This window comes from Acaryochloris sp. CCMEE 5410 (assembly GCF_000238775.2).
Lineage (GTDB): Bacteria > Cyanobacteriota > Cyanobacteriia > Thermosynechococcales > Thermosynechococcaceae > Acaryochloris.
Genome location: NZ_AFEJ02000001.1, coordinates 3556974 through 3582260 on the forward strand (window position 1 = coordinate 3556974; position 25287 = coordinate 3582260).

Genomic DNA, 25287 nt, shown 5'->3' on the forward strand with positions numbered 1-25287 from the left:
AAGCAGATCCATCATAATTATGTCTAAAACGGACATTGAGGAAAGTCTCAACGTTTTACCAGGCCGCTAGGATATTCGGGTTCACTCAGTGTTGGGTATTCTGTGCATTCTATATTCTGACACCCAGAACAGCTCAGCAATGCTCACAGATTTTCCCATTGTTAGATTTTGTTGACCCGCGTAGTCCCTGACCCAAGGTTGGCACGTCGTTAACTATCTCAAAACCGCTTGAGCCTTCTCCATAATGACGTCATATTGATAAGTGGCCATTAGATACTCCAAAGAAGATTTAAGGGAGTGCTGGTCATCAGGAATGTCTCTAAGCAAGAGATCAAGCATATCTTCATCCAACATAATGGCCGCATCATACAGAAGCTGTATCCAGGAAGGGGGCATGTTGGCTAACTCATCTGCCGAGAGAGAAATCGGATCTGCTGAAGCATGCGATGGATTGGAAATTTTATAACGATAGGTGATATCTAAATGCTGAGCCATTTTCTCAAAAACTTGAGCGGCTTGATAGGGTTTACGAAGATAGTCATCGCACCCAGCTTTGAGCGCTTTCACTTCGTCAGATTCCAGCGCCTGGGCGGTGATGGCAATGATGACAGGTGGATTTGGATCCTGGGATTTGATTAATTGAGTAGCCTCCAGGCCATTTAATAAAGGCAGTTGTAAATCCATCCAAATTAAATGGGGTTGCCATGTTCGGTTAAGGTCCACAGCCTCTTGGCCGTTCTCTGCCTCTTTGACCTCAAACCCCACTGCTTCAAGCATCATGAGCAAAATTTCGCGGTTATCAGGATAATCTTCTACGACTAAGACGCGATAGGGGGGAGTATTCTCTGCAAGACCCTCAACGGTTGCCTCGGACGTTGAAGGTTCTAGTACAGGCTCGCCAACTTCAACTTGAATATAAAAACTAACGGTTGTTCCCTGACCCTCAACACTCTCAATGGAAATGTCCCCCTTCATCAGATGGACAAATCTTTGGCAAATGGTTAGCCCCAAGCCAATGCCACCAAATGTCTCACGATTCAAAGGGTCTTGAGCAAAGGGTTCAAAGAGTTGAGGCAGTAAATGCCCAGGAATCCCTGGACCTGTATCTTGAATGATGAAATGTAATTCATTGAAGGAGCGCTCCGGTGCTGGGGGCTGCCACTGCACCTGACACACGACACTGCCTCGTTTCGTAAACTTCAGGGCATTACCCAGTAAGTTAATCAAGATTTGCCGCAGTTTTTTAGCATCTGTTCTCACGTATTGAGGAACGTCAGGAGCGATATGAATTTGAAACTGAATGTCTTTGGAGCTAGCCTGTAGGGATAATAAGTCTTCCACCCCCTCACAAAGATGGTGCAGATTTACATCTTTGGACTCATAGGCAAGCATTCCTGCTTCAATCTTGGAGAGGGTAATGACTTCGTTGACCAGCGAGAGTAAGTGCTCACCACTGCGATGGATGACATTGAGACTAGATTGCTGATCTGACGTAATGCGACGATCTTGAAGCAAGAGTTGACTAAAGCCCATGATGCCGTTGAGGGGAGTGCGAAACTCATGGCTCATATTGGCGATAAATCGGCTTTTGGCTTGATTGGCAATTTCAGTTGTTTCAATCGCTTCTCTGAGTTGGCAAGTCCGTTCCTCAACCAGTTGTTCCAGATTAGTGTTGAGGCGCTGGAGTTGTGCTTCTGCTTGTTTGCGCTTGGTAATATCTTGCACTTGGACAATGCAGTAGGGAGGGTAAACCTCTTGGCCATTGACCAGAGATACATTCATCAAAACCCATACCTCATTCCCCTGCTGATGCAGACAGCGTAGCTCTAAGCAGTAGTTGCCAATCTCTCTTGCAACAAGTCGTTGTCGGTTCGTTTCTTCTATGGATCGATCCTTGGGATGGATCATCTCAGTGAGGGTGAGATCAATCAGTTGGGTTTTGGGATATCCGAGTAAATGAGCTAGGGCATTATTTCCTCTCAGACACTGACCACTGGGAGACACTAAAGCCATGCCAATAGGAGCATTTTGAAACGCGGCTGAGAATCGAGCTTCGCTTTCGACTAGAGAGGCTTCAGCAGCTTGTTGCGCAGTAATATCTTTGCCAATCCCGAGAAACCCTGTTAAATGGCCTAAATCATTCCTGAGTGCAGTAACAGATAAGCGAACGGGGAACCGACTTTGATCTTTGCGAATCAAAGTCCAGACATTTTCATCAACCATCCCCATTCGTGCTTTGACGATAAGGGTCTCCATGTCTGGTTCAATGGCACGGCCCAACTCATGGGAGAGGACTTGCGCTCGCTGCTCGACTTCTACTGGGTCATGAAAGATGATTGGGGTGACTCTATCAATGATTTCCTCAGGTGAATAGCCAAATTGTTTTAATGCCCCTGCATTTAGGGTTTGAATTACCCCATTAATATCTGTTGAGACAATAACGAAATCGGCACTATCTAGAATGGCTTGCTGCCAGGACTGTGAATGCTGAGGTGATGAGGTTACAAAGTCTTCAGTCATATCTTCAACCTTGCCCTTCTCTAAAGATGCGAATGGACAGTCATTGAGCTATTCCTATGCCTTATGATTTTCCAAACTTTTGTGAGGTTGAGGCAGCTGAAATTGATATCTCAATAGGCTGCAAGCACAAAATAGGTAGATTTATTGACAGGCCGCTATCTATCTATTATGCAAAAGTTCTACATATTAGATCTTTCAAATATTTTTGGAATAGGTGTAATCTCACATATTTAAAAATTTTATTTTTTTTGATGAAATAGATGATTTATATGGCAGCTATTTTAGGAGGGCAAGGCATAGGTCAGTATAGTGTCCTGCATTAAGTTAATTCCTTCCAACTATCCAAGAGCATTCAATGGTTTATTCCAGTTTTTGTGGATTCTTATATCGGCTGATACAAGGACCACTCTAGGAGAATAGCCCGACATTGGAGGCAAAGCAGAACATCTAGCAACGATTGCAGACCTGCACGAGAAACATCATAAGTGGCCCCCACATACTCAGGATCCAGCTGAGTTTGGGGATGCAGTTCAGCCACAACCCCATAGAGATATTGATTCGAGAAAGAACTATTGATTGCCCATCCCTGGTGATTCACAGGCGTGATAGACCTTAAATCGTGGGCATCAATTCCCAACTCTCGTTGGAGAATAACCATCGCTGCATCCTTCGGCGACTGTCCCTCAGCAACCCGTCCTCCAGGAAAATCTAGGGTCTGAGTGTGCACTCCTGGGCGATACATCGGCGATGCCAAAATCAGCTGCTGATTCAGCAAGGGCAACACAATGACTGAATCTGCTTTTTCAATCCGCCAATATTCGAGCCGTTGTCCCTGGTCAGTTTGCCATCGTTCGCTGATCAGGGTGAGCCATTTAGATCGCAATTCCAAGGTGAGATCGCAAACCTGCCAATCGTGAGATGCCATTTATGAGGGTCCATCAACTGGATCAGCCTATATTAGCGCCATATCTCCTGAAAGCACCAGCCGCTCTGAAATCCCATCGGGATGGTTCACTAAATCGATTGTGAGAAACGTTGATCAGCGTGAGATTGTAAATAGGTATCGAATACCGCTGCAATATTGCGAATTAGTAAGCGTCCAGTGGGTGTCACCTGAATCTGATTGGGGGATAACGCCACAAGACCATCCGCTGCCAAAGCTTGTAGAGCAGTCTTTTCGGATGCGAAATATTGATCAAACTCTGGGTCAAATTTCAAATGGTACTTCTCTTCAAGCGCTGCCTGCGAAAGCTGAAACTGGCACATCAACTCCATAATCACGGCTCGGCGCACTTGATCGTCATCACTTAACCCCACCCCTTTGGCAATGGGGAATGGGGTGGTGTCTAGGGCTTGGTAATAATCCTTGAGGCGTTTATGGTTTTGGGTATAAACATCCTGGAGCATGCTGATGGCCGAGAGCCCAAACCCCAGTAAATCCGACTCCGGTTTAGTCGTATATCCCTGGAAATTTCGGTGTAGCTGTCCTGCTTTTTGGGCTAAAGCCAATTCATCATTGGGTTTAGCAAAGTGATCCATCCCAATAAAGCGATATCCATTGCCCTCCAACTGGGCGATGGTCTGCTGCAACATCGCTAGCTTCTCCGCTTTGGGGGGAAGGGCATGGGCAGGCAATTGTCGCTGGACGGGAATTAACTGGGGCATATAGGCAAAGTTAAACACAGCAATTCGGTCAGGATTAAGCTGAATCGTTTTTTGTACTGTGTTGGCAAAGGTGGTCACCGTCTGATGGGGCAAGCCGTAGATTAAGTCCACATTTACACTGTCAAAGTCCGATTCTTGAATCCAGCTGATCACGTTAAACAGCAGTTCCTCAGACTGAATCCGGTTGACGGCAATCTGAACCTGCGGATCAAAATCTTGAATGCCAAAGCTAATCCGGTTGAACCCCAACTCCCGCAGGAAAAATACCGTGTTGCGATCGATATAGCCAGGATTCACCTCAATAGATATTTCTGCCGCCGGATCGAAAGAGAAGGCATCCTGCAAGGCATTCCAGAGCAGCTCAATTTGGGGCCAACTTAAATAGTTAGGTGTTCCTCCCCCCCAGTGGAGTTGGTGAACGTTGCGATCGCCCCCTACTTGTTCAGCCACTTGCCGAATATTCCGAATCAGGTATTGCAGATAGGGATCCGCCACCTGTTTACGCTGAGTGATCACCGTATTACACCCACAAAAAAAGCAAGGGGTTTCGCAAAAAGGAATATGGCAATAAAGGGATAGGGGAATTTGCTGATCATTGCCCTTTACCAGGGCTTGCCGAAACCGCTCAGGGGTCAATTCGGAGCTAAATTCTGTGGCGGGTGGATAGCTGGTATAGCGAGGCAAGGATTGATCATACTTATTCAGTAATCCGAGATCGCAGCGAACAGAAGACAGTAATTCCATAGGGGACTGACCTTATTCAGTAATAGTGGAGGACGGTAGCCCACCCCTCCCAACAATGGGCGGCGGGTCTGGTATGTCGCGGTTTGCTTCCTGTCAATCAAGCCACGGAGGGGCGGGCAGGATGGAGGGGAGGACGATTCCCTTGAAGAATGGACTGGAACGCTTCTTCTCCCAGAGCTGCTTGCAAATCGACTTCCAGGGACTGCATCAGGTCGCAATTCAGCCGAAAGGCGAGATTCGCTTCCTCCACAATCTGCTGAACTGTCTCTGGTCCAATGGGTAAATGATTTAAAACATCCCGATAGCGCTGTTTAAATCGCCTTTTGGCCTCTACGGAAGGCAAATCCTCAAAATCGTATAATCGTGTCCCTTGTTTGAGGGGTAACGATAAGGCGGTTCGAGCAATTCTTTGAAGCTGTTGTCCTCCCGATAAATCTCCCATATAGCGAACATAGGCATGAGCAACCAACCGTTCTGGGGCCGTGAGACCTACAACGCCAATGCGAGCCGCATATTGCAAACCCGCTGTCCGAGGACGGATATGCTGCTGCCAATCCTGGCCGTAAAAATACACCAAGTCCTGACGCAGATTATCCTGACGATTCAGAGAAGGCCAGTAAATCTGACCCAAGACTGGATGAGTTTGATGGGAATAGAGCTGCTGCTCCAAACTGCCATAGACAAAATAGAGGTTCACCAGTAGCTCTCGAAACGCGTCTAAGGCGACCATGCCCTTCATCCAGGCCTTCATCAGGACTGTGTTCTCAGCAAGAACGTGGGCATGCTGGGTTCCTTGGCGGAGGGCAAAGGCTAAATTACAGCTCATAACGAATTTGACCTCCTGGGCAAATGAGTGTGCACTAGGCACCCCTGTCATCACAAGGGTTTGAAACCTAAATTACTCAAGGAATAGTTCAACAAGAGCAATTCAATAATAACTATATGGTTATTTAATTAAAATAGCAAAAACTTTTACTAAAATATTATGCATCCACACTATGAGTTTTTACTGAAAGACTTTTAAACCATGTCTCTTTTCATTAAAAAACCGCAATGTAAGGTGTTTATTGTATTCACCCTTATAAACTACTCCATAGCTATAAAATTATTTAGCACCCCACTTTAAAGCATAAGAGAGCAGATTCCCATGGTTCAAACCGCCCCTCAGCCCAGCTCACCGTCTGTTGTCAAGCAGGATGTTCAAGAGAATATTTTGACTCCTCGCTTCTACGTCACTGATTTTGAAAAGGCCGCAGCGTTAGATTTATCCGCCCAAGCAGACGGTTTAGAAGCAATGTTAGCGGAGATGAAGGCCGACTATAACCGTTTCCACTTTGTTCGGGATGACGCCTTTGAGCAATCTTGGGATCACATCACAGGTGAAGAGCGAGAAGCATTTTTAGACTATCTGGAGCGATCCTGCGTCTCTGAATTTTCAGGGTTTTTGCTTTTTAAGGAACTATCCCGGCGATTAAAAGGGAAAAGCCCGTTGCTAGCAGAGATTTTTAGCTTAATGGCACGGGATGAAGCCCGTCATGCTGGATTTCTCAATAAGTCCATGGGGGATTTTAAGCTCTCACTGGATTTAGGCAAGCTCACAAAACAGCGGACTTACACCTTTTTCCCCATTGAATGGGTGCTCTATACGGTTTATCTCTCTGAGAAAATTGGTTACTGGCGCTACATTATTATTTATCGACATTTAGAACAGCACCCCGAACATCACTTTTATCCCCTGTTCAACTACTTCGAAAGCTGGTGTCAGGACGAAAATCGTCATGGCGATATCTTTAAGGCATTGGTGCGATCGCAACCTCAACTGTGGAATACCTGGAAATCGAGATTGTGGAGTCGCTTCTTTCTTCTCACGGTATTTGTCACCCATTCATTGACCGTGCAGGAGCGTCATACCTTCTATGAAATGTTGGGCCTCGATCCCACGGACTTTGATACGGAAGTGATTCGAAAAACCAATGAAACCGCCGCGCGTGCCTTCCCGGTGTACCTCAACGTGGACCATCCTCAGTTTTTTCCTCGACTGCATCGTTGTAGCGATCGCAACCTTCAACTCAAAGCCATTGACGCAACGAATCCCCCCAAACTACTCAAGTGGTTCCGTAAAGCTCCCCACCTATTGGGCATCATTGGGGATTTTCTAAGTCTCTATCTGATAGCACCCCTCAATGCGGAACAACTGCGTGACGAAATTCACTAAACCTCAAACGTTCCAGCGCTTAGGTATAAGTCCGCCCATCTGGCATAATGGCCCCTGTCAATTGGGCACCCCCTAAATCGGTCCCCGTTAAATCAGCCTGACGGAGGTTGGCCTCTTGTAGCCAAGCACCACGCAAGTCTGCATAGCTCAAATCGGCCTGTTGGAGGTCAGCCCCCCTTAAATCCGTTGGCACCTGTCCCCCCCATCCTTGCTGGCTCAAGTTTGCTCGGCAAAGTCGAGCACCCACTAAGATGGCATGGGCCAACGTGGCTCCACTCAGATGGGCATAATTCAACGCTGCATTAGTCAGATCGGCCTCCCCCAAATCGGTTCCCTGATCCAAGGAAGGTCTTAAATCCACCTCATACAAAATGGCCTCCGTGAGATTAGCCTGCCTTAGATTAGTCCCACACAGGCTGGCTTTGTAGAGGTTGGCCTTGGCCAGATTAACCTGGACTAATTTAGCCCCACTCAAATCGGCTTCTCGTAAAATTGCGCTGCTAAGATCGGCTCCGCTTAAATCCGCCCCCCATAGCAGGGCTTCACTTAAATCTGCCTCCCTAAACGTTCCATGACTGAAATTGGTACGTCCAAGCCGAGCTTGCCGTAGATCCGCCCGACTCAGATCAATACCTGACAAATCAGCCTTGACAATTTCTGCTTCTATCAGTTGGCTGTGGGCAAAATCTCGCTGTCCGGCGGCATAAGACTCTATCAGCTGGTTAAGGGACTGCATAAATTACGGTTCTCCTGAGCTTCACGAATAGGTCAACAAGAGAAAGCCCTCACAGTTTAAACCGTGAGGGTTGGACGCAGTTAATCCCTTGCGTGTTCAGTACTATGACGATTTGCTGAAGGATTTAAATTGATTAAATTTCTGTGCCTGCTGCAATAAGCGATCGCTAATGGAATCACACACCGATTCACATAGTTCAAACACCAACGGATCAACAATCTCATAATAAGCACTGACGCCACTGGGGGTGCGGGAGAGAAGACCCGCCTGAGTCAACACCTTTAAATGCTTGGAAAGATTGGCCTGTCCAAGCCCTGTCGCATCCACTAGATCATTAACCGTCATGGGGCCTGATCTAAGGTTGCTGAGGATCTGCAAGCGGCTGACCTCTGAAAGAACCTTAAAATAGTCAGCCACAGCCACGAGTACTTCTGGCGAAACTTGTTTATCAACAATGTCGGACATGAGGAAATTAAACTAAAAGAAGGCTATCAGTACAATTATATAACTATATAACCTTTTATGTATAAATCTTCCTCTCAGGTGATGAACAGTATTTTGATCTTTTGTCGATTCTCGATCCGCCCCTACTCCTTTCGCATCTTAGGAAGATGCAGGGCCATCTGAGGAAATCTCATCCGCATTCTGGTCATCAATTGTGAGCACTTGAAATTGTCATCCTTGCCCATTCAAATAACTCACAATCTGAGAATGCTGGTTCATTTCAGCACAGCTTAATGCCGTTTCTTCATCTTCTGTTTCAAACTGCACATCAGCTCCAGACTCAACTAGCAGCCTAACCACATCCAAGTGCCCCCCAGCGGCGGCAGACATAAGTGGAGTCAGTCCATCAGAACTTCTGATATTGACATCAGCGCCTGCTTCAATCAGCAATTGTACAATTCCCAAGAAACCCTCTCCTGCTGCGCAATAGAGTGGCGGATCTGTATTCCCTGCATCTGGCGAAAACCCTGCAGAGAGAAGGATAGGAACAATTTTATCTCTCCCTTTCTCTGCAGCAATCTCTAAAGGGGTTTCACTGTTAGGCCAGATCGTTTTATTGATATCAATTTCTCCTCTGACCAGGTAGTCGCTGACTTGGGTTAAGCTCCCTACTCTAACGAAGTCTTGGAATGTTTCATACCGATCATCTGTATCTGACATGATAGGGACTTGCCAAGAAATAAAGTACCTGCGAATCTAAGAAACAAGTCAATACATGATTGACCGATTGTTTTGAGGATATCTGATGCTAGATGCCCCTATAAAAGAGACGTTTCGAGATGCCGCCAAGAAACTGACAGGCCCACACAAGCGAGCATTCATGGCAAAAGTGGCTGAAGACTACCTGGACGGCTCTGCCCGCAAAGCTGAGCGTCATTTAGGTTGGAGACGTACCAGTGTTCAACTGGGCCTTGATGAACGACGGACTGGCATTAGATGCGTTGACAACTATCAAGCCCGAGGTCGTCAGCTTAGCGAAACGAAACTACCCCATTTAGCAACTGACATTCGGGATTTAGTTGATGGTGAAGCCCAAGCTGATCCGAAGTTCAAATCAACGTTGTACTACACCCGTATCAGTGCCAGGGCCGTGCGTGAGGCATTGATTGAGGAGAAAGGCTACAGCGATGAGGCATTACCAACCCGTCAAACCATCGGCAATCTATTGAATCGAATGGGTTATCGCTTAAAAAACCCAAAAAGTTAAACCCCTGAAAAACTGCCGCAAACCGATGCGATTTTCGCAAATGTCGCTCAAGCCAATTATGCTGCCGATGCGGCCCCCAACCTATTGCGCATCTCGATTGATAGCAAAGCCAAAGTTAAAATTGGCAACCTCTCTCGTGGCGGCAAAGCTCGTACCCTAGACGCGACAAAAGCCAATGACCATGATGACCATTGGGACGCTATTTTGGTACCCTTCGGGATTCTCGATGTGCTCGCAGGGCAACTGTCAATTTACTTTGGTCAGTCTGCTGAAACTACTGATTTTATTGTTGATTGTTTAGAGGCTTGGTGGCGCGAACATCACGATAACTATCCTCAGATAGAGGGATTAGAAATTAACCTTGATGGCGGCTCTGCAGTGCGCAGTAACCGCACACAATTTATCAAGCGTATGGTTGAGTTTGTCCAAATGACACGATTATCGGTTCATCTGATTTACTATCCGCCCTATCACAGCAAATACAATCCGATTGAGCGATGTTGGGCAGCCTTGGAACAATATTGGAATGGCACTATCCTCAACTCCATTGATACGGCTGTCCAGTGGGCATCGAATATGACCTGGAATGGATTGAAGCCTTTGGTTCATTTGATTGAGGGCACCTATGAAAAGAACATTACTGTGCCCTCAGATGAGCTAGAAGCCTACAAACAACAATGGCTATGTTCTGAAGCGTTACCCAAATGGGATATCAAGATTGTGCCCAATTGATGGGTACCTTATTTATTTGTAGATCCCATAGCTCTCAGCCTTGATCTCAATAATAAAGGCATGATGAACAAGGCGATCTACAGCAACTACCATCATCATTGAGTCACGGAAGATAATGTCCCACTCCGAGAAAGGATAGTTAGCGATGATCAACAATGAGCGCCGCTTATACTGATGAGCAATCTACTCAAACAGCACTGATGATGAAACATCAGTGCTGTTTGACATCGCCAACATTATCAAGAAAAAGTAAATCAAAGCGATCAATTTTGGCCAGCGTCACTGGGAGTTGCAGCTGTTGCTTTGCTGCCTGGAGCTGCTGCACCAAGGTGATAGCACTGAAGAATTTCACTCGTTTATTCAGACCAATCATTGCTCACCTGTCGAAATCGATAAATGAGTCTTGGTTCAACCAGTAGGGCCTTAACCTATACATTGAGACGACAATTTATTCAAGCCATCTATACCGAAAGCTTGAGATTCTCCAGCCATTTTCTAGGACCAATATCTTTACGAATCTCTCGCCAAATCTGAGTAGCGGCCAGAGCACCATCCCCTGCTGCGACTACCACTTGATTCAAACCAACTTTTAAATCTCCGATCGCAAAAATCCGAGGATGGGAGGTGCGACCCAATTTATCAGTGACTAAGTTACCGCCTTTCATCTCTAAGCTCAATTCCTGAAGATAGGTGTTGTGATAGCGAGCCCCCATTGAGATTAGCCCCGTTTCCAATTCAATGACTGAACCGTTCACCAACTCTACACCTGTCATTTGGTGGTTCTCACCTAAAAACTTCTGGATGGGGGTTTCTACCAAACGATATCCATACTCTTGTAATTGGCTGCGCATCTGGCCGCTCACTTCAAATAGGCCGTGGGTAAAGATGGTGATTTTGGGCGTAAACCAACTGAGGTTGAACACCATTTCTTCAATGCTGGCTTCACTACCTGCAAAGAAGCCACAAAGTTTGTCGGTCATTTCATAGCCATCACAAATCATACAGACATGGAGGTTGTACCCTGCGTAGTCATAAACATTTTGCATATTTTCCAAGGGCAACAGATGATCAATAATGCCGCTGGCGACGATCAGATATTTAGAATAGAACTTGACGTTGCGACTGTTTTGACGACCCACCTTAACTTGGATCTCAAAGATGTTCTCTGCGTCAGTGACCTCTTCAACATAACCATCGAGGAAATCTCCCGCCAAGGAGTCATAGTGTTTTTTCCCCTGTTGCAGCAGTTTTCGTCCGGACGTATCCGGTGGCAGTCCCAAATAGTTGTGTAATGACTGCATCCAAGATGAACGAGCCTTACCTTTGTCAATAATCAGACTGGAGAGGCGAAATCGCTGTAGATAGATTCCTGCAGATAGGCCGCCTGCCCCACCCCCCACGACAATGACATCATAGAGATGGTCTAAACGTTGTTCAAGGTTGGTTCTATTGAGCTTCATCGATCTCTTTAGTTATGAGTGCAATCGGACTAAGGATAAGGAACGGAGTTAAAGGGATGCTGTTAGCTCTTGCATCAACTCAGCGATGGGAATGATCTGCTGAGCACGTCCGGCATTGGATCCAGCAAAAATTAAGCCATTTTCGACATCACCCTGAGAAGCCCTATCTAATGCCCTCACAATGCAGTAGGTCTCTTGGGTATCTCGACAGCGGCAAACATGCAAACAACTGGTCAGACAACGCTTCTCTAAATCAGGAGAATTGGCTATTGCTCGTTCAGCAAAAGAATTTCGCAACGCTCGTCCCGGCATTCCTACGGGACTAGGCACTAAGACTACATCTTCAGGGTGAGCGTGAAGGTGAAACTCTTTGTAGCGGCGATCGGCATCGCATTCATTAGTGGTAATAAACCGCGTTCCCATCTGAACGCCACTGGCTCCCAACGCCAGCATCCAGTCAATATCCGTTCGGTCCCAGACACCGCCCGCAGCAATTACGGGAATCTCTTCACTAATTTCCGCTTGGAGATAATTTGTAAGTTCAGGAATCACCTGTTTCGCGGCTAAGCGAGGGCTATTGAGATCTTCTAGTTTGGCCCCGAGGTGCCCCCCTGCCGTCTGGGGATTTTCGACAATGAAAGCATCGGGTAGGCGGTGATGTTGGCGCTGCCACTTTTGACAGATCAGTCTAGCGGCTCGTGTAGTGGACACAATTGGCACCAGCGCTACTTCGGGATGAGCCTGGGTATAGGCAGGCAATCCGAGGGGCAAGCCTGCGCCCGCAATAATTAAATTGGCTCCATGTTCAATGGCGGTACGAACCAGGGTCTCGTAATCCTGGGCAGCGACCATGATGTTGATGCCAATGATGCCCGCTGGGCTGAGGGAGCGGGCAAGGTTTAATTCGTCAATAAGGGCCAATCGATTAGCTTCGAAAAATTGTTCCCTTCTGTTGCGTCCCGCTTTCTGGCTGGGGTCAAAGTAGGGGGAGTTTAGTCCTAAACCCACTGCGGAGATAATGCCGATACCACCTGCATTGGCAACAGCAGCGGCCAGTTTAGCCCCAGAGATACGGATTCCCATCCCTCCTTGAATAATGGGATAGCGAGCTGTATATTGACCAATACGAAGGGGGGGAAGTGTATTCATGTCTTTTTCCAAATCAGTTTAGAAGTAAGTGCGTCGTTTCTAGGGTTGGAACCTGCATTTGAACGAATCGAGAGTGAGATTCCCGTTACCAGAGATTCTGTCAGGATATTAATTAAGGTCCGAGTAACTGGCCGTGGTACCCCGTAAAGGTTCGGCTCCCGTCTGGTTGAATATGAATCTCAAGTTGGTCACTCGCCCAAGTGATTTTGTCTTGGAAAGATGGATTGAAGATATGGACCTGCTGATTGCTGGAAGCAACAGGAGAATTAGGAGAGTGAATTTTTAGGGCTTCTACATATGGGCCATCAATGAGGATATCCAACTGGTCCAGCAGATTTTGGGCACCAACGGGTGCAGAGTCTGCTCGCAACTGAGCCAGCGTAAATCCTGTAAATGACATCACATTTAACCCAGCAGCTTTAACCTGATGAGCCAATTCAGTGAGGGCAGGAGCTTGCCAGAAAGGCTCTCCACCAGAAAAAGTGACGCCTTCATGGCGCGGATTGCTGAGAATCTTCTGGGCCAAAGTTTTCACATCAATTAACTGGTTAATTTCAAACGACCATGAGTCAGGGTTGAAACAACCAGGACAGGCCCGATGGCACCCTTGCATCCAGACAACAGCTCGACAGCCGGGACCATTCACTTCCGATTCATCAACATATCCCATGATGTTCAGATATCCGGGAGGAATATCCAAGAGATCTAATGATGGCAGGTTATTCAGAGTATTCATTGGCATTGATCTTGAGTAGATGATTACTAATGAGAATTGAGAAACAGCTTTAGGCGTAGCTCAATACCCGCCCCATAACGGCAAAAGATTTGAGAAAGGGACCAACCATGCGAGGATCTTTGATCATTGAGGCATAATCGCCCACCTCAAACTTGAGCTTGCCGCTCATATAGACCATGCTCAGCCCTATCATGTTTAAACCCTTGGCTTGCCATTTTTGCCAGTCCGCTGGGTTGGCCCGCAAGTCCCAGTTCAGAGTTTGATCGGTATAGGAACCAGCTGCGATCGCTCGTCCATTTTCAATGGTCAACACCCCTTTGGGTGTGGGCGCATCCTTAAATCCATAAGCGATTGTGGAATTAAAATAGACCTTATCGGAAATAAAATGGGTGAGAATAACTTCAAACGTCTATGTCGTAAGTCTTTGAGGTCGATTTTTATTCAAAAATAAAACGCTTTCCCAGTAAGGTTTTCAGCTATTTCCGATAAGGTCTCATGAATGGTTGCTAAGGCATCCGCCAATTCGGGTTCAGCATTCCACTGATTGAGATAAGTTTGCATCCACGCAGGAGAAAAAAGTTCAATCATGGGTCAACCTCTCTTTCAAAACAGTTTCAAAAGTTCAGTTCAGTACTTGCGCCCCTTTAGCTTTGGGTCGCAACAGTGTGCCATTCTTGAATCGCCTCCGGCGAGATATCAAGGGCTACAACAGAGCCATCGGTAGTCGGCAAAGAGAGCTGTACCGGAACTACGTCAGAGAGCTGAGGCAAAATCGGCTGCAAGTTATACTGACCGATATTGGGACTGGTAGGGGTACCGGTATCGATCTCTTGGGAAACATCTACGGCGGTGAACGTTTGGCCCATAGAGGTTGCGATCGCCAGCAGATGAGGATGTTCTAGTTCCACCTCACCGGGGAACCCCACCAGCCGCAGGTTTAGGGTGACTGCGCCGTTGGGACGGATGCGCTTGAATGCGATCGCCTGCCAGCTCATCCCATTCCGATCTTTGAGAGTCTGGCGAGACTGGTAGAGCATTTGGTTTGTGCTCTCTTCCTGCTGTGTAATCATAGCCGCAGCGGGTGGGGTTGCAAATCGTCCCATACCAAACAGGAACAATAGGACCAAAGCTCCTAATAGTAGAAGCCAAGAAAATGATTGACGAATATGGCACCAAATCATCGTGATTCTCCTTAAGCAATACTGGTCTAGCTCAACGACGATGAAGTCGGGCTAGGCATCTTGAGAACATATCGAACGCTATGTCATTTGAAGACTAACTTTGACGCCAAGTCTGTTGATATCTTTAAAAAACTGCTTGGGTTCAACGAGGTTCGCCTGAAACCATAAGCCAGGATGTCGAACACTTCCGTTTAAATACTGCAGCAGACAGGCCACCACAGGAATTGCGGTTAACACATACGCATCATCATGGGCTAGCCTCATCTGGATGCTTCTATTCTGTCCAGCTTGCAAGCCTTGCCCCTCTAACTGAATGACCGCGCCAAAAGGAGGCTTGCTGAAATTTCTAAGACTCCAGACAAACAATGTCTTCATCAGTGTCTTCGCCTTTTCTTTGAATACTCTCAAGACAGCCAAGTTTATCGGGATAATGATGTAGTCTGTCATCCAGTTGAATCCTGAGATGTAAAATCCAGTTTCGCTCAAAGACGGAATAGAATCTGGCAGAGACTTTAGTTCTTCTAAATACATGGGGAGGCAATATCGTTCACCGAAGCGCTCACCAAAATTGAATTTCGGAAATTTATTCATCTTCATTTCCACCCACTCCCTATTTTTCAAGATCGTCGAATTGAAGTTCATCATTTCATCCACCAATTCAAAGGTCGTGGACTCTGAGAATAATAATGTTTGCCAATCTAATTGAAAGGCGGCACTGACGTTCGCGACCTCTAGGGCATCCAATTGTGTAGCTGCATACCGCACCATCGCAGCCGGAACACCCGGATGAAAGCCACCATCGGTCATAAAGCATCTGCCTTTTTTAGCTATTTCTTCGCGGGAAGCGTTAAGTACAGCTAACTTTGTCGGGGAAGAAAGCTGTAAATCTAGATAGTCGATGACTGTATCAAGCGCTGTCCTCACAAGATTGTGGGTATACGCCATCGTGCTGGATGCGACAACCACTAGGTTTACACCAGCGAATGCTACTGCTAAGCTCTTCGGGTCAGCCGCATCAACTTGTTGACTGGAAACACGATCTGTATGGAATTCGTGATTTAAGTCAGCGGCTGATCGCTGCGCTCGACTTAGATCTCTGCCCGCCAGGATCAGTTTTAAATTGCTCTCTTGTAACAGCAATCTAGCGATTAAGAGGCCAGTGTTTCCATAGCCTCCCAGAATGATTATTTTTGTTTCCATCTTCAAATCCGATTGTGATGCCAAAGGAACGGATTCACGCCATACCATTAATAGTTAAATAGCTGACCCAGCTTTACATAAGTTGCTTGAGAATCTAGGGACCGATCTTTACTGTGATCGTGCATGAACTGCTCTATTGGAAACGGCTGTCCATGTCCGGGGTAAACCGTATTAATCGGTAAGCTGTCTAGCTTTTTGACACTGGTATGGGCCGCTCCAGGATCATCAACAATGGTCCAAAGCTCAGGTTTGTCTGTATTGCCGAGTAAATCACCGCAAAACAGGTCGCCAGTCGACATTAAGACACCGATAGATCCCTTTGAATGGCCGGGAAGATGAATGGCTTCAGCATCTAGCCCATATTCAGATAGAGTGGATCGATCTTCTAGGTATAGATCGGGCGTGAATTGATCTGCTTTGTGTAGACCGAAAAACAATCTAAATAGAACTTTAATGAGTAGATTAGGATTTTTACGATTCCAGAACATATCGCCGCGTTCGACCATACCGACATCGTCAGCGTGCATAGTGATTGGTGCATCAAATTTCTGACGGAGATATGCCGCATTACCGCAGTGGTCAATGTCACCATGAGTGAGAATAATCAGCTTTAGGCTGCCAATCTGACAATTTGCCTGTTCGAGAGCATCTTCAATAGCTTGCCGCTGATTTGGCATTCCCGTATCGATCAAAATATACCCATCATCAGTTTCAATTAGATAGCAGTTGACAGTGATGTTAAACGCAAAGGATGTTGCAATGGTTTGAATGGGTGCAGTCATCTTTTTCTCCCGCTTTTGAGTGATTTAGACTCTCGTTCTCATTGGGTAGACCGAGTAAAAATTGAGTTGCGAATTGCCCCCATTAGCTCACTTGCAGGGCTGTACCGTTTTGCAGTGACGGACTGGGATTGATGATGACGCTATCCTTCCTCTCCAATCCTGAATAGACTTCCACTGTTTTGCCCTGAATCTGACCCGTGGTAATGGGCTGAAACTGAGCCTGCTGGTCTACAACTTTGAACACTCCCGTGACTCCAAATTGTTTGACTAGCGCATCTTCAGGAATCATGAGGCCCTGGCGTGAAGCCGTATCTTGACTAGCAATGGACCCCATCTGCAACCGACCAAACATCCCTGGCAGCAAGTCTTGGGTCGTCTTCAAGGCAACCTTAACGGTAAAATTCCGAGATCTCGGATCGGCAGCAGGGATGATTTGGCTAATGCGACCTGCGATCTGGCGATTGAGTGCATCGATTTGGACTGAGACGGATTGGCCCCGTTGAATCTGGCCTACTAGAGATTCAGGGACATCAACGCTCAACCTCAAGTTTCCACTCCGTTCCAACTTCACAATCGATTCGCCGGGACCCGCCATTGCCCCCACCTCGGTGTACTTATGCGTGATTACACCCGCGAAGGGAGCTATCACCGTGCCATAGTCAAGGTTGGCTTGAGTTTGCTTAACTTCGGCCTGGGCTTGTTCAACTTGGGCTTGAGCCTGACGGATTTGAGCTTGGGCCTGAACCACTGCAGCTTGGGCTTGCTTCACCGTCGTGCTAGATTGAGTCAGTCCTGCTTTTGCTTGACTGATGCGGGCCCGAATCATTGACAAGCGGGTATTCGCTTCATCTAGACGAGACTGACTGACGGCTCCCTCGCGTCGCAGCATAGCCATCCTTTTTTGATGGAGTTGGGCATCCGCGAGTTCGGCTTGCGCTTCGGTCAGCTGGGCTTGAGCCTCTTGAACACGGGCCTGGGCCTGATTTTTTTGAGCTAGGGTAGCCAGTTTCGCTGAGTGGGCAATACTGACGGCTGATTGAGCTTGAGGAATCGCGGCAATGGCTTGCTGCTGTTGGGCTTGAATATCGCGGACGTCGATTTCAGCGATCCGTTGTCCCGCTTGAACGACATCACCTTCACGTACCGTCAGTTGACGAATTTGGCCCATCACTCGACTGGTGAGGGTGACGGCTTCAGCCGATTCAACGGTGCCCGTGAGGGTCCGATCTGTAGCTATCGGTTGCCGAGTTGCGATCGCAGTCTTCACGACCATCGGCGAAGGCGCAGCAACCGTCGGCGTCTCTCGGGATAGACGTAGATTAAAAACCCACCAGGCTGCCCCACTGGATACCGCTAATAGCAATGCTAAAGCGCTCCAGCGTGGAAGTCTCGGCCACGCCCCTATTCTTTGAGTCAAAACATCGATCACAATGACTCCATACCCTCCATATCAGCAGTATTGGTAAAAAATCCGCCTTTCTTAGATTCTGAGATAGCGCCAGAAATCAAAAGCATAAAGCGCTAGCTCGCTGAGTAAGTTGATCCATCCCAGGGGAATCAACATGCATGCCTGTTGAAAGAGCGCGCCAGCCCTCAGTGGCTCAGGACGTCCTCGCGTACCGGGTCAGGTTCCGTCGAAGGAACGGCCTCTAACAAAGACAAACCCGCGGCCCGAAGCCCCAAGCGTTCAAACCAAGGGACGGCAGCTCCCCAACGCATTTTGGCTAGAAAATAGCGTTCAAATGCTGTTTTCAACCAACCCACCCAACGCCCCCCTAGGGTAATGGCGCGGCGTCGCTGGCCTGTTTCTGGATCGGGCAACACGGGGTCGGCCAAAAAGAGTAATCCTGTATCTCCAAAGTCTGCAAAGCAGATGGCTTCCAAGGTGGGGGTAACAGGCTGATCTGAGATGGCCCCTAAGGCCAGGGCAATATTGTGAGCCACTGCCATCCCCATTGCTTCAACCATTTGTCCAGTTTTTGGCACTCCGATTGCAATCGGAGTGACCTCTGGTGGAGCCAATTGAGTGACGACACCTGCACTAAACACTGAGGGAAAAACAGGATGCTGATAGGTGGGCAATACGGGCAGAAACCCCTTGGCATCCCCTAACCCCACTGTCTCACGAACAAAGCCAGGTCCTCGAAACGAAGGCAGCAACATAGCGTACTGGAAGGGCACCGCATCGCCATTGGCCAGAATAATCTTCTTGGGTGTGACGGAGTCGATAGCGGTATTCTCCAAAACTGCCACGTCTCTGGCCGCCATCAACTCCGTCACGAGCTGGCTAGAATTTGCCATGCCGCCAATCCCCAAATGCCCCGCATAGGGTTCCGGCGTCACAAATGTAAGGGAAACTTGATCCCGCAACCCTTGCTGGCGAAGGGTGTAATCGGCCAATAAGGCAAACTCATAGGCAGGACCAAAACAGCTTGCCCCCGGCACTGCCCCCACCACTAAAGGACCCGGATTCTGTAAAAAATTTTGCCAAGCACTGTTGGCCATTAAAGCATGGTGAGGATTGCAAACCGACTGGGTAAAGCCCTGCTCTGGTCCCAGGCCGGATACCGTATCCAAGGCTAACTCAGCTCCGGTGGCAATGACGACGTAGTCATAGACCAAAGACTGAGAATCTGTATAAACAGTTTGAGTCCGAGGATTCAGGTTAACCACCGCTTCAGGGAGCCATCTTATTCCCTGTTGAATCACCAACTCTTCCAGTTCTAACTGAATCTTGGCCAGGGGAGTCAACCCCAGCGCGACCCAAGGGAGGGATGGAATAAATGTGAATTTAGAGGTATTGGAGATCAGGGTAATTTGGTGCTGGCTAGGTAACAGGTACCTCAACTCATAGGCAGTCGGTAATCCTGCCAATCCTGCTCCAATGACAACAATATGAGCCATATATAAGCCTCTCAAAGGTCAGTCTGAAAAGGATTTCAATTAATTAAGTTGCACAGGTTGAAGGGGGCTAGCCTCCTTCTAAATCTCCATAGGCTTGCAGCAAGCTGGTTGTACTAGATAGGTCACTGCAAGCAGCACTTGAGATAAAACAAGACCTGAGCTTTGATATTAAGCATTCGATTTAAGCTGATCTTCAATATATAACTAAATAACAATATAGTCAAATTTACTTTCATCAAGCCATTCCTACTTGCAGCATCAACTCCGCTTTCACCAGAGGATGCTGTTGATGACCCTACAGAAGACTGATCTAGATTTAGAGAGGTCTTGAAGGTCATAAAAGATACGCTTAGAGAATTTTCTTTGGTCCAAACAGCCGCCAAATACAACGTCTAAACCGCTCAATAAAGAATAGAGCTAGTAAGACTTACAGGATGTTATTCAAAAAATATATTGCCTTAATTACTGTATAGTTATATATTGATTAATATCATCTTACTTCTCACTCTACAAATCTAGGAGGCAAAAAAGATGACCAAAAATCAGGGTCTAATGGATCGCCTGTTTCGAATAGGTTTGGGTGGATTACTACTTTATTTAGGATTAGGCACCTATAGCGGCTTAACCCTCGGTATGGGGTTAGCGATCGCAGCCGCAATTCCAACCTTTACCGCCCTACTGGGGTTCTGTCCGATTTATCGATTGTTGGGGATTCACACTAATGCTCGTCAACTTTTCCGATAACTCTGCCCACCCTCAGCTCGGAGAATCTCTATGAACGAGAGTTTATCTATTGCTCAGCCCTCTCTCTCCCGGCGACGGTTTCTCAATTTCTTGACCGGGTCGGCGGTAGCCATCACGGCAGGTGCAACCCTCTATCCCATCAGTCGTGTTTTTGTACCCCCAAACTCCAGCAGAGGGGATGGTCGGGTTCTAGCAAAGGATGCCCTAGGCACCCCCATCCCCACTAGTCAACTCTTGGCAGAACCGCCTGGTACTCGTGCCCTCGTGGCAGGACTAGATAGTGAACCGACCTATTTAACCCTGACGACCACAGGTCAAATTGAGGAGCGGGGCATTGTCGATAACTGCACCCATTTAGGCTGCACATTTCCCTGGAATGGTGCTGCCGATCAATTCCAATGCCCTTGCCACGGATCTCGCTTTGCAGCCGATGGTGCTGTGGTGCGCGGTCCTGCCGATCGGCCCCTCAAGTTGGTGCATGTCCAAGTTGAAGGTGAACAAATCTGGATTCTGCCTTGGACCGAGCTTGACCCACGCACCGGCATCCGCCCCTGGTGGGTCAAGGCGGATACCTTCGATGACCACCCTACACCGGAAAATCTCATGCAATATACCCTTCAAATCAGTGAGCAGCTCACCGTCGCTATGATTCAGCCAACCCCGGACCAGATTCAAGATGCGGCCCAACTGGGGTTTAAGGCTGTATTGAATTTGCGATCGCCCCAGGAAGACGGCTTTCTCATCAATGAGTCCCAACTCGTGCAAAGCGCAGGTATGAACTATGCCAATCTACCCATTCATCCAGCAGACCTCTCAGAGGCCACGGCTGAGCAAGTGTTGATGATCATGGATCAGCTATCCAAACCCATTCTCTTGCATTGCAAAGGAGGGTTGCGCTCTGGTGCGATGGCATTACTCTATGAAGCTGTTCATCAGCGATGGACCACAGACCAGCTATTGGCCCAAGTCCACAAACTGGACCTGCCCCTAGCCGCACACCCCCAACTGCTGCACTTTATCCAAGACTACGTTGACGCCCAACCCCTTGGCACCGTGGCCTAGATCCATCACCACTGACCATTCATTTCTCACCCCAATTCTATTCCTACGATTATGAATAACTATCATCCACGCCGCGCTTCAGTGACTCAGATTTCGCCCTTAGCCTACACCAAACTCACGCCAACCCCACTTCTACTGGATGTTCGCAGTGCCGGAGAATACCGAGCAGAACATATCCCTAATGCCATTAATCTCAGTTTATTACGCCTGCTCATCGGCCAACTCCCCATCATCAGCCGCTGGGTCCTTCCTAATTGGTTTCAAGCCTTATCTAAGGACCAGCCCATAGGGGTGGTGTGTCTAACATCCCATCGTAGTCCCCTGGCAGCAGCCCAATTGCTCAGGGCTGGGTTCACTCAGGTATTCAATTTATCGGGTGGCATGCAGCGTTGGCGTCAGTGCAGTTTAAACACGATTTCGGGTTATCCATCTGGCTTTACAGTTACGACTCAAGGACATTTAGGGCCAAAACCCAATACTTAATCTCAACTCCATCACGCTAACAGGAGCAATAACTATGTCTACTACGTTTCAGACTCCATCGAGATTACCCACTATTTCAGCCTGGGACCAATTTTGTGAGTGGATTACCAGTACCCACAATCGACTCTATGTTGGTTGGTTTGGCCTACTGATGATTCCATCCTTATTCGTCTCAGCCATAACCTTTATGCTCGCCTGGGTGGCAGCCCCTTCTGTTGATATGGAAGGTATTCGTGAACCTATTATCGGTTCACTTCTGGGTGGGAGTAATGTGATTACTGCTGCGGTGATACCTACTTCAGCCGCAATTGGTTTACACTTATACCCTTTATGGGAAGCTACATCAATTGATGAGTGGCTCTACAACGGAGGGCCTTATCAACTGATTATCTTGCATTTTTTGATCGCTATTTGGACCTACCTGGGGCGACAGTGGGAGTTGAGCTATCGTCTGGGTATGCGGCCCTGGATCGCGATGGCTTTTTCTGCCCCAGTTGCTGCTGCCACGGCAGTGCTATTGGTGTACCCAATGGGACAAGGAAGCTTCTCCGAAGGGTTACCCCTAGGCATTTCCGGCACCTTCCACTTTATGATGGCAGTTCAAGCGGAACATAATATCTTGATGCATCCGTTTCATATGTTGGGAGTAGTCGGTGTCTTTGGTGGAGCCTTCCTCAGTGCCATGCATGGCTCTTTAGTCACCTCCAGTTTGGTTCAGGAAACCTCTAGCCTGGAATCTGTAAATACAGGGTATAAATTTGGCCAACAGGAAGCCACCTATAATCTACTCGCAGGACATACTGGGTATCTAGGACGCCTGTTTATCCCTGATATCGCCTTTCGCAATAGCCGTTCCATTCATTTTCTATTGGCGGTACTGCCCACGATCGGTATCTGGTTTACCGCTTTAGGCATCGGCACGATGGCATTCAATTTGAATGGGTTTAATTTCAATCACTCTCTGCTCGATAGCAGTGGACGACCCATTCGCACCGAAGCTGATCTCCTGAATCGGGCCACGATGGGACTACAGGTGATGCATTCTATCAATGCCCATAACTTCCCCTTAATGCTAGCTTCAACTGAGTCTATGGAAATTCCTACGATTCCGACAATGAAGAGCTAAGAGCACGTTGAGAAGGAGATTGCTTCAGTCTCAATCTGCTGATCAATCTCCCTCTGTGCTTCAGAATATAGTCAATCTGTCTAACGATGCCAGGGGACACTTTCTAGCAGCCGAAAGAATCTTAAACCCTTGCCTAAAAGTGGCTCTCAACACTTGTCCTCCCAGAAAAGTGTCGCCCTTGTTTGGACTGTGACATATTTCATGGATGACCTACAGCGAGAACTACAAGCTGGCAAGGTTTACACGAATTCAAAAAATCAAACGCGCAACTTTCTGTTCAAATGCGACTGCTGGTCTATGATCAAAGTAGAGATCACTTTGCCTTGAAATCGATCCATCTAGATAGGGGTGAAGCCATGATGACAGTGATGAATCGAGAGGATTTTGTTGCTCAATACGCTTCAGGAAAACGAGATTTTACAGGAGTCAATTTGCGCGGTATTTCCCTCAGCGAGATGAATTTGAGTGCAGTGAACTTCCAGGATGTCTACTTAGCAGGGGCAGATCTAGAGTCTGTAGATCTGGGCGAAGCTAATTTGCAAGGATCTAACCTTAGAGGTGCAGACTTAAGCGGAGCTTTTTTGCAAAATGCCAATCTCAAAGGAGCGGATCTACGAGGGGCTAATCTGATGGGGGCAGACCTCAGGGAAGCTGATATAGGCGATGCCCGTTTAGCTGCTGCCGATTACGATCACAATACCCATTTCCCCACAGGATTTCACCCCGAAACGGCAAAGATGCATTTAGTTTCTTAGGGGTGAATGCCTAGAAGCCCTGATTTAGATTGGGCTCAGGATTCAGTTAGTTTGACTAGGGGATGGTATTGCAGGTGCGATACTCAAAGAGTGGCCTTCAGCCATCGCATACCCCTCAGCCTGCTCCCTAGCATCAGCAACATCTCCCTGTAGACTCAACTACAATGTTCATAGCAAGACTGAGCAATGGCCCAATCTTCCTGGGTCGTAATCACCAATACCCTCACTTTTGAGTCAACCGTCGCAATATCTTGATCTTCTGAAGAATTTTGATTCAGGCTCAGATTTAGCTTTAGCCCCAAAAAATCGAGCGCTTCACAGGTTTCAGCTCGTACTGAAGCAGAATGCTCTCCAATCCCCCCCGTAAACACTAAGGCATCAACTCCACCTAAGCTCATCAGCATGGACCCCAAACAAGCTTTCAAGCGATGGAGATATAAGTCTCGCGCTAGCTTAGCTTGGGCATTGCCTTGAGCAATAGCCTGCTCAATCTCCCGCAGGTCATGGGAAATCCCGGATATTCCCTTTAAACCAGAGGCTTTATTAAGCATGTGATCGAGCTGATCGGCATCATATCCTTGCCGCATCAGATGAATCAAAATTCCTGGATCAATCGACCCCGATCGCGTGCCCATCATCAATCCTTCTAGGGGGGTGAAGCCCATCGAGGTGTCGATACTCTGACCCTGCTTGACTGCCGTTAAGGACGCCCCATTTCCTAAATGGCAAATAATCAGGCGGTCCACCCCTCGGCCCAGAATTTCAGCCGTTCGCTGCGTGCAGTATTGATGACTAATGCCATGAAACCCATACCGACGAATGCCTTGTTGTCGCCAATCATAGGGACCGGGATAGATGGCCGCAACCTCGGGAAGATGACTGTGAAAGGCAGTATCGAAAACGGCTACTTGTCGAACATTGCCCAACAACTGATCGATTAGTTCAATGCCTTCTAAATTGGCTGGATTATGGTTGGGGGCTAACGGAATCAGATCTGCGATCGCAGTTTTAACCTCCGATGTCACCACCACACTGGACTGATAGTCTTGCCCCCCATGCACCACACGATGACCGACGATATTAATGTCCTGTGCCGTTTGGACGACTTGGGTAGGTCCATGCCATAGGGTGGTTAATAGATGGAAGAGCGCGTCGGAACGTGACACATCAGATAGGTCTTGCTCCAGTTTTTCTCGTTTGGTGTTGACTTTTAACGCGGCATGATGGGGGTCATGCCAATCCAGCTGCGCTTCCCAAAGGGAAGGCGGTGGATGGTCGGGGAGAGACCCTTCAATCGCGTACAGGCAACATTTGTGGCTGCTAGAACCGGCATTGAGAACTAAAATCTTCATGATCTGGCCCACAGATGGCTGGTAACGAGC

The 25287-nt window shown here is 47.7% G+C and carries 24 protein-coding genes and 2 pseudogenes; 7 read left to right on the forward strand and 19 right to left on the reverse strand.

The annotated features are described in order from the left end of the window. Nucleotides 1-213: 213 nt before the first annotated feature. The 4 genes from ON05_RS16305 to ON05_RS16320 form a co-directional block, all read right to left on the reverse strand. Entirely contained in the window at nucleotides 214-2520 is a 2307-nt protein-coding gene (locus ON05_RS16305; protein ID WP_010481433.1) for a PAS domain S-box protein, read from the reverse strand. 382 nt (nucleotides 2521-2902) lie between these two features. Then, a complete protein-coding gene (locus tag ON05_RS16310; RefSeq protein ID WP_010481435.1) occupies nucleotides 2903-3445 on the reverse strand; it encodes an NUDIX domain-containing protein in 543 nt (180 codons plus the stop codon). Nucleotides 3446-3534: 89 nt separating this feature from the next. Continuing rightward, nucleotides 3535-4929 (reverse strand): oxygen-independent coproporphyrinogen III oxidase, encoded by a 1395-nt coding sequence (gene hemN / locus ON05_RS16315; RefSeq protein WP_010481437.1) that lies wholly within the window; start codon nucleotides 4927-4929, stop codon nucleotides 3535-3537. A gap of 97 nt (nucleotides 4930-5026) precedes the next feature. Further along, on the reverse strand, nucleotides 5027-5755 hold the full coding sequence (locus tag ON05_RS16320) for a heme oxygenase (biliverdin-producing) (RefSeq protein ID WP_010481438.1): 729 nt from the start codon (nucleotides 5753-5755) through the stop codon (nucleotides 5027-5029). Between the two features lie 321 nt (nucleotides 5756-6076). On the opposite strand from ON05_RS16320, the gene acsF reads away from it, so the two are divergent. After that, nucleotides 6077-7144: a magnesium-protoporphyrin IX monomethyl ester (oxidative) cyclase gene (gene acsF / locus ON05_RS16325; protein WP_010481440.1), complete on the forward strand. Its 1068-nt coding sequence runs from the start codon at nucleotides 6077-6079 to the stop codon at nucleotides 7142-7144. Nucleotides 7145-7163: 19 nt separating this feature from the next. Here acsF and hetL read toward each other — a convergent pair whose 3' ends face one another. The 3 genes from hetL to ON05_RS16340 form a co-directional block, all read right to left on the reverse strand. Next, entirely contained in the window at nucleotides 7164-7880 is a 717-nt protein-coding gene (gene hetL / locus ON05_RS16330) for a heterocyst differentiation pentapeptide repeat protein HetL (protein ID WP_010481442.1), read from the reverse strand. 102 nt (nucleotides 7881-7982) lie between these two features. Next, complete coding sequence (locus tag ON05_RS16335) at nucleotides 7983-8345, reverse strand: helix-turn-helix transcriptional regulator (RefSeq protein ID WP_010481444.1); 363 nt, start codon at nucleotides 8343-8345, stop codon at nucleotides 7983-7985. A 210-nt stretch (nucleotides 8346-8555) separates the two neighbouring features. Then, nucleotides 8556-9044, reverse strand: a complete 489-nt coding sequence (locus ON05_RS16340; RefSeq protein ID WP_010481446.1) for an ankyrin repeat domain-containing protein — start codon at nucleotides 9042-9044, stop codon at nucleotides 8556-8558. A gap of 160 nt (nucleotides 9045-9204) precedes the next feature. Between ON05_RS16340 and ON05_RS16345 the strand changes: the two are divergent. Beyond that, a pseudogene (locus ON05_RS16345) lies at nucleotides 9205-10323 on the forward strand (ISAzo13 family transposase). A 12-nt stretch (nucleotides 10324-10335) separates the two neighbouring features. Here the strand turns inward: ON05_RS16345 and ON05_RS38570 are convergent. From ON05_RS38570 to ON05_RS16400, 11 genes and pseudogenes are all read right to left on the reverse strand, one after another. Further along, a pseudogene (locus tag ON05_RS38570) lies at nucleotides 10336-10728 on the reverse strand (ATP-binding protein); the annotation flags it as partial. A gap of 56 nt (nucleotides 10729-10784) precedes the next feature. After that, nucleotides 10785-11783 (reverse strand): NAD(P)/FAD-dependent oxidoreductase, encoded by a 999-nt coding sequence (locus ON05_RS16355; RefSeq protein WP_010476067.1) that lies wholly within the window; start codon nucleotides 11781-11783, stop codon nucleotides 10785-10787. A gap of 48 nt (nucleotides 11784-11831) precedes the next feature. Next, nucleotides 11832-12932 carry a nitronate monooxygenase family protein gene (locus tag ON05_RS16360; RefSeq protein ID WP_010476065.1) on the reverse strand — a complete coding sequence of 367 codons (1101 nt, stop codon included), beginning with the start codon at nucleotides 12930-12932 and terminating at the stop codon, nucleotides 11832-11834. 112 nt (nucleotides 12933-13044) lie between these two features. Next, a complete protein-coding gene (locus tag ON05_RS16365) occupies nucleotides 13045-13668 on the reverse strand; it encodes a 4Fe-4S single cluster domain-containing protein (protein ID WP_010476063.1) in 624 nt (207 codons plus the stop codon). Between the two features lie 49 nt (nucleotides 13669-13717). Further along, nucleotides 13718-13978: a hypothetical protein gene (locus tag ON05_RS16370; RefSeq protein ID WP_010476061.1), complete on the reverse strand. Its 261-nt coding sequence runs from the start codon at nucleotides 13976-13978 to the stop codon at nucleotides 13718-13720. 131 nt (nucleotides 13979-14109) lie between these two features. Beyond that, nucleotides 14110-14256, reverse strand: coding sequence for a hypothetical protein (locus ON05_RS16375; protein ID WP_010476059.1), 147 nt, complete (start codon nucleotides 14254-14256; stop codon nucleotides 14110-14112). Nucleotides 14257-14312: 56 nt separating this feature from the next. Next, the gene (locus ON05_RS16380; protein ID WP_010476058.1) at nucleotides 14313-14849 is read right to left on the reverse strand and encodes a DUF3122 domain-containing protein; all 537 of its coding nucleotides are present in this window, start codon (nucleotides 14847-14849) and stop codon (nucleotides 14313-14315) included. Nucleotides 14850-14927: 78 nt separating this feature from the next. After that, the gene (locus ON05_RS16385; protein ID WP_262561879.1) at nucleotides 14928-16049 is read right to left on the reverse strand and encodes a saccharopine dehydrogenase NADP-binding domain-containing protein; all 1122 of its coding nucleotides are present in this window, start codon (nucleotides 16047-16049) and stop codon (nucleotides 14928-14930) included. Between the two features lie 47 nt (nucleotides 16050-16096). Continuing rightward, on the reverse strand, nucleotides 16097-16831 hold the full coding sequence (locus ON05_RS16390; protein ID WP_010476055.1) for an MBL fold metallo-hydrolase: 735 nt from the start codon (nucleotides 16829-16831) through the stop codon (nucleotides 16097-16099). Nucleotides 16832-16913: 82 nt separating this feature from the next. Beyond that, nucleotides 16914-18194 (reverse strand): efflux RND transporter periplasmic adaptor subunit, encoded by a 1281-nt coding sequence (locus ON05_RS16395; protein ID WP_010476054.1) that lies wholly within the window; start codon nucleotides 18192-18194, stop codon nucleotides 16914-16916. Nucleotides 18195-18424: 230 nt separating this feature from the next. After that, complete coding sequence (locus ON05_RS16400) at nucleotides 18425-19735, reverse strand: NAD(P)/FAD-dependent oxidoreductase (protein WP_010476053.1); 1311 nt, start codon at nucleotides 19733-19735, stop codon at nucleotides 18425-18427. Between the two features lie 531 nt (nucleotides 19736-20266). On the opposite strand from ON05_RS16400, the gene ON05_RS16405 reads away from it, so the two are divergent. The 5 genes from ON05_RS16405 (at nucleotide 20267) to ON05_RS16425 (ending at nucleotide 23905) form a co-directional block, all read left to right on the forward strand. Next, nucleotides 20267-20479 (forward strand): DUF2892 domain-containing protein, encoded by a 213-nt coding sequence (locus tag ON05_RS16405; protein ID WP_010476052.1) that lies wholly within the window; start codon nucleotides 20267-20269, stop codon nucleotides 20477-20479. 30 nt (nucleotides 20480-20509) lie between these two features. Further along, nucleotides 20510-21541, forward strand: a complete 1032-nt coding sequence (petC, locus tag ON05_RS16410; RefSeq protein ID WP_010476051.1) for a cytochrome b6-f complex iron-sulfur subunit — start codon at nucleotides 20510-20512, stop codon at nucleotides 21539-21541. A gap of 51 nt (nucleotides 21542-21592) precedes the next feature. Further along, nucleotides 21593-22024 (forward strand): rhodanese-like domain-containing protein, encoded by a 432-nt coding sequence (locus ON05_RS16415; RefSeq protein ID WP_010476050.1) that lies wholly within the window; start codon nucleotides 21593-21595, stop codon nucleotides 22022-22024. 34 nt (nucleotides 22025-22058) lie between these two features. Then, entirely contained in the window at nucleotides 22059-23150 is a 1092-nt protein-coding gene (locus ON05_RS16420; RefSeq protein WP_010476048.1) for a photosystem I reaction center subunit IX, read from the forward strand. 323 nt (nucleotides 23151-23473) lie between these two features. Then, a complete protein-coding gene (locus ON05_RS16425) occupies nucleotides 23474-23905 on the forward strand; it encodes a pentapeptide repeat-containing protein (RefSeq protein ID WP_236619026.1) in 432 nt (143 codons plus the stop codon). A 155-nt stretch (nucleotides 23906-24060) separates the two neighbouring features. On the opposite strand, the gene ON05_RS16430 is transcribed toward ON05_RS16425, so the two are convergent. After that, nucleotides 24061-25257 carry an acetate kinase gene (locus tag ON05_RS16430; protein ID WP_010476044.1) on the reverse strand — a complete coding sequence of 399 codons (1197 nt, stop codon included), beginning with the start codon at nucleotides 25255-25257 and terminating at the stop codon, nucleotides 24061-24063. Between the last annotated feature and the right edge of the window lie 30 nt (nucleotides 25258-25287).

Bases quoted from the DNA above. Each gene is read 5' to 3' on its own strand.
- ON05_RS16305 (WP_010481433.1), bottom strand. From the start codon at position 2,520: ATGACTGAAGACTTTGTAACCTCATCACCTCAGCATTCACAGTCCTGG.
- ON05_RS16310 (WP_010481435.1), bottom strand. From the start codon at position 3,445: ATGGCATCTCACGATTGGCAGGTTTGCGATCTCACCTTGGAATTGCGA.
- hemN (WP_010481437.1), bottom strand. From the start codon at position 4,929: ATGGAATTACTGTCTTCTGTTCGCTGCGATCTCGGATTACTGAATAAG.
- ON05_RS16320 (WP_010481438.1), bottom strand. From the start codon at position 5,755: ATGAGCTGTAATTTAGCCTTTGCCCTCCGCCAAGGAACCCAGCATGCC.
- acsF (WP_010481440.1), top strand. From the start codon at position 6,077: ATGGTTCAAACCGCCCCTCAGCCCAGCTCACCGTCTGTTGTCAAGCAG.
- hetL (WP_010481442.1), bottom strand. From the start codon at position 7,880: ATGCAGTCCCTTAACCAGCTGATAGAGTCTTATGCCGCCGGACAGCGA.
- ON05_RS16335 (WP_010481444.1), bottom strand. From the start codon at position 8,345: ATGTCCGACATTGTTGATAAACAAGTTTCGCCAGAAGTACTCGTGGCT.
- ON05_RS16340 (WP_010481446.1), bottom strand. From the start codon at position 9,044: ATGTCAGATACAGATGATCGGTATGAAACATTCCAAGACTTCGTTAGA.
- ON05_RS16355 (WP_010476067.1), bottom strand. From the start codon at position 11,783: ATGAAGCTCAATAGAACCAACCTTGAACAACGTTTAGACCATCTCTAT.
- ON05_RS16360 (WP_010476065.1), bottom strand. From the start codon at position 12,932: ATGAATACACTTCCCCCCCTTCGTATTGGTCAATATACAGCTCGCTAT.
- ON05_RS16365 (WP_010476063.1), bottom strand. From the start codon at position 13,668: ATGAATACTCTGAATAACCTGCCATCATTAGATCTCTTGGATATTCCT.
- ON05_RS16375 (WP_010476059.1), bottom strand. From the start codon at position 14,256: ATGATTGAACTTTTTTCTCCTGCGTGGATGCAAACTTATCTCAATCAG.
- ON05_RS16380 (WP_010476058.1), bottom strand. From the start codon at position 14,849: ATGATTTGGTGCCATATTCGTCAATCATTTTCTTGGCTTCTACTATTA.
- ON05_RS16385 (WP_262561879.1), bottom strand. From the start codon at position 16,049: ATGGAAACAAAAATAATCATTCTGGGAGGCTATGGAAACACTGGCCTC.
- ON05_RS16390 (WP_010476055.1), bottom strand. From the start codon at position 16,831: ATGACTGCACCCATTCAAACCATTGCAACATCCTTTGCGTTTAACATC.
- ON05_RS16400 (WP_010476053.1), bottom strand. From the start codon at position 19,735: ATGGCTCATATTGTTGTCATTGGAGCAGGATTGGCAGGATTACCGACT.
- ON05_RS16405 (WP_010476052.1), top strand. From the start codon at position 20,267: ATGACCAAAAATCAGGGTCTAATGGATCGCCTGTTTCGAATAGGTTTG.
- petC (WP_010476051.1), top strand. From the start codon at position 20,510: ATGAACGAGAGTTTATCTATTGCTCAGCCCTCTCTCTCCCGGCGACGG.
- ON05_RS16415 (WP_010476050.1), top strand. From the start codon at position 21,593: ATGAATAACTATCATCCACGCCGCGCTTCAGTGACTCAGATTTCGCCC.
- ON05_RS16420 (WP_010476048.1), top strand. From the start codon at position 22,059: ATGTCTACTACGTTTCAGACTCCATCGAGATTACCCACTATTTCAGCC.
- ON05_RS16430 (WP_010476044.1), bottom strand. From the start codon at position 25,257: ATGAAGATTTTAGTTCTCAATGCCGGTTCTAGCAGCCACAAATGTTGC.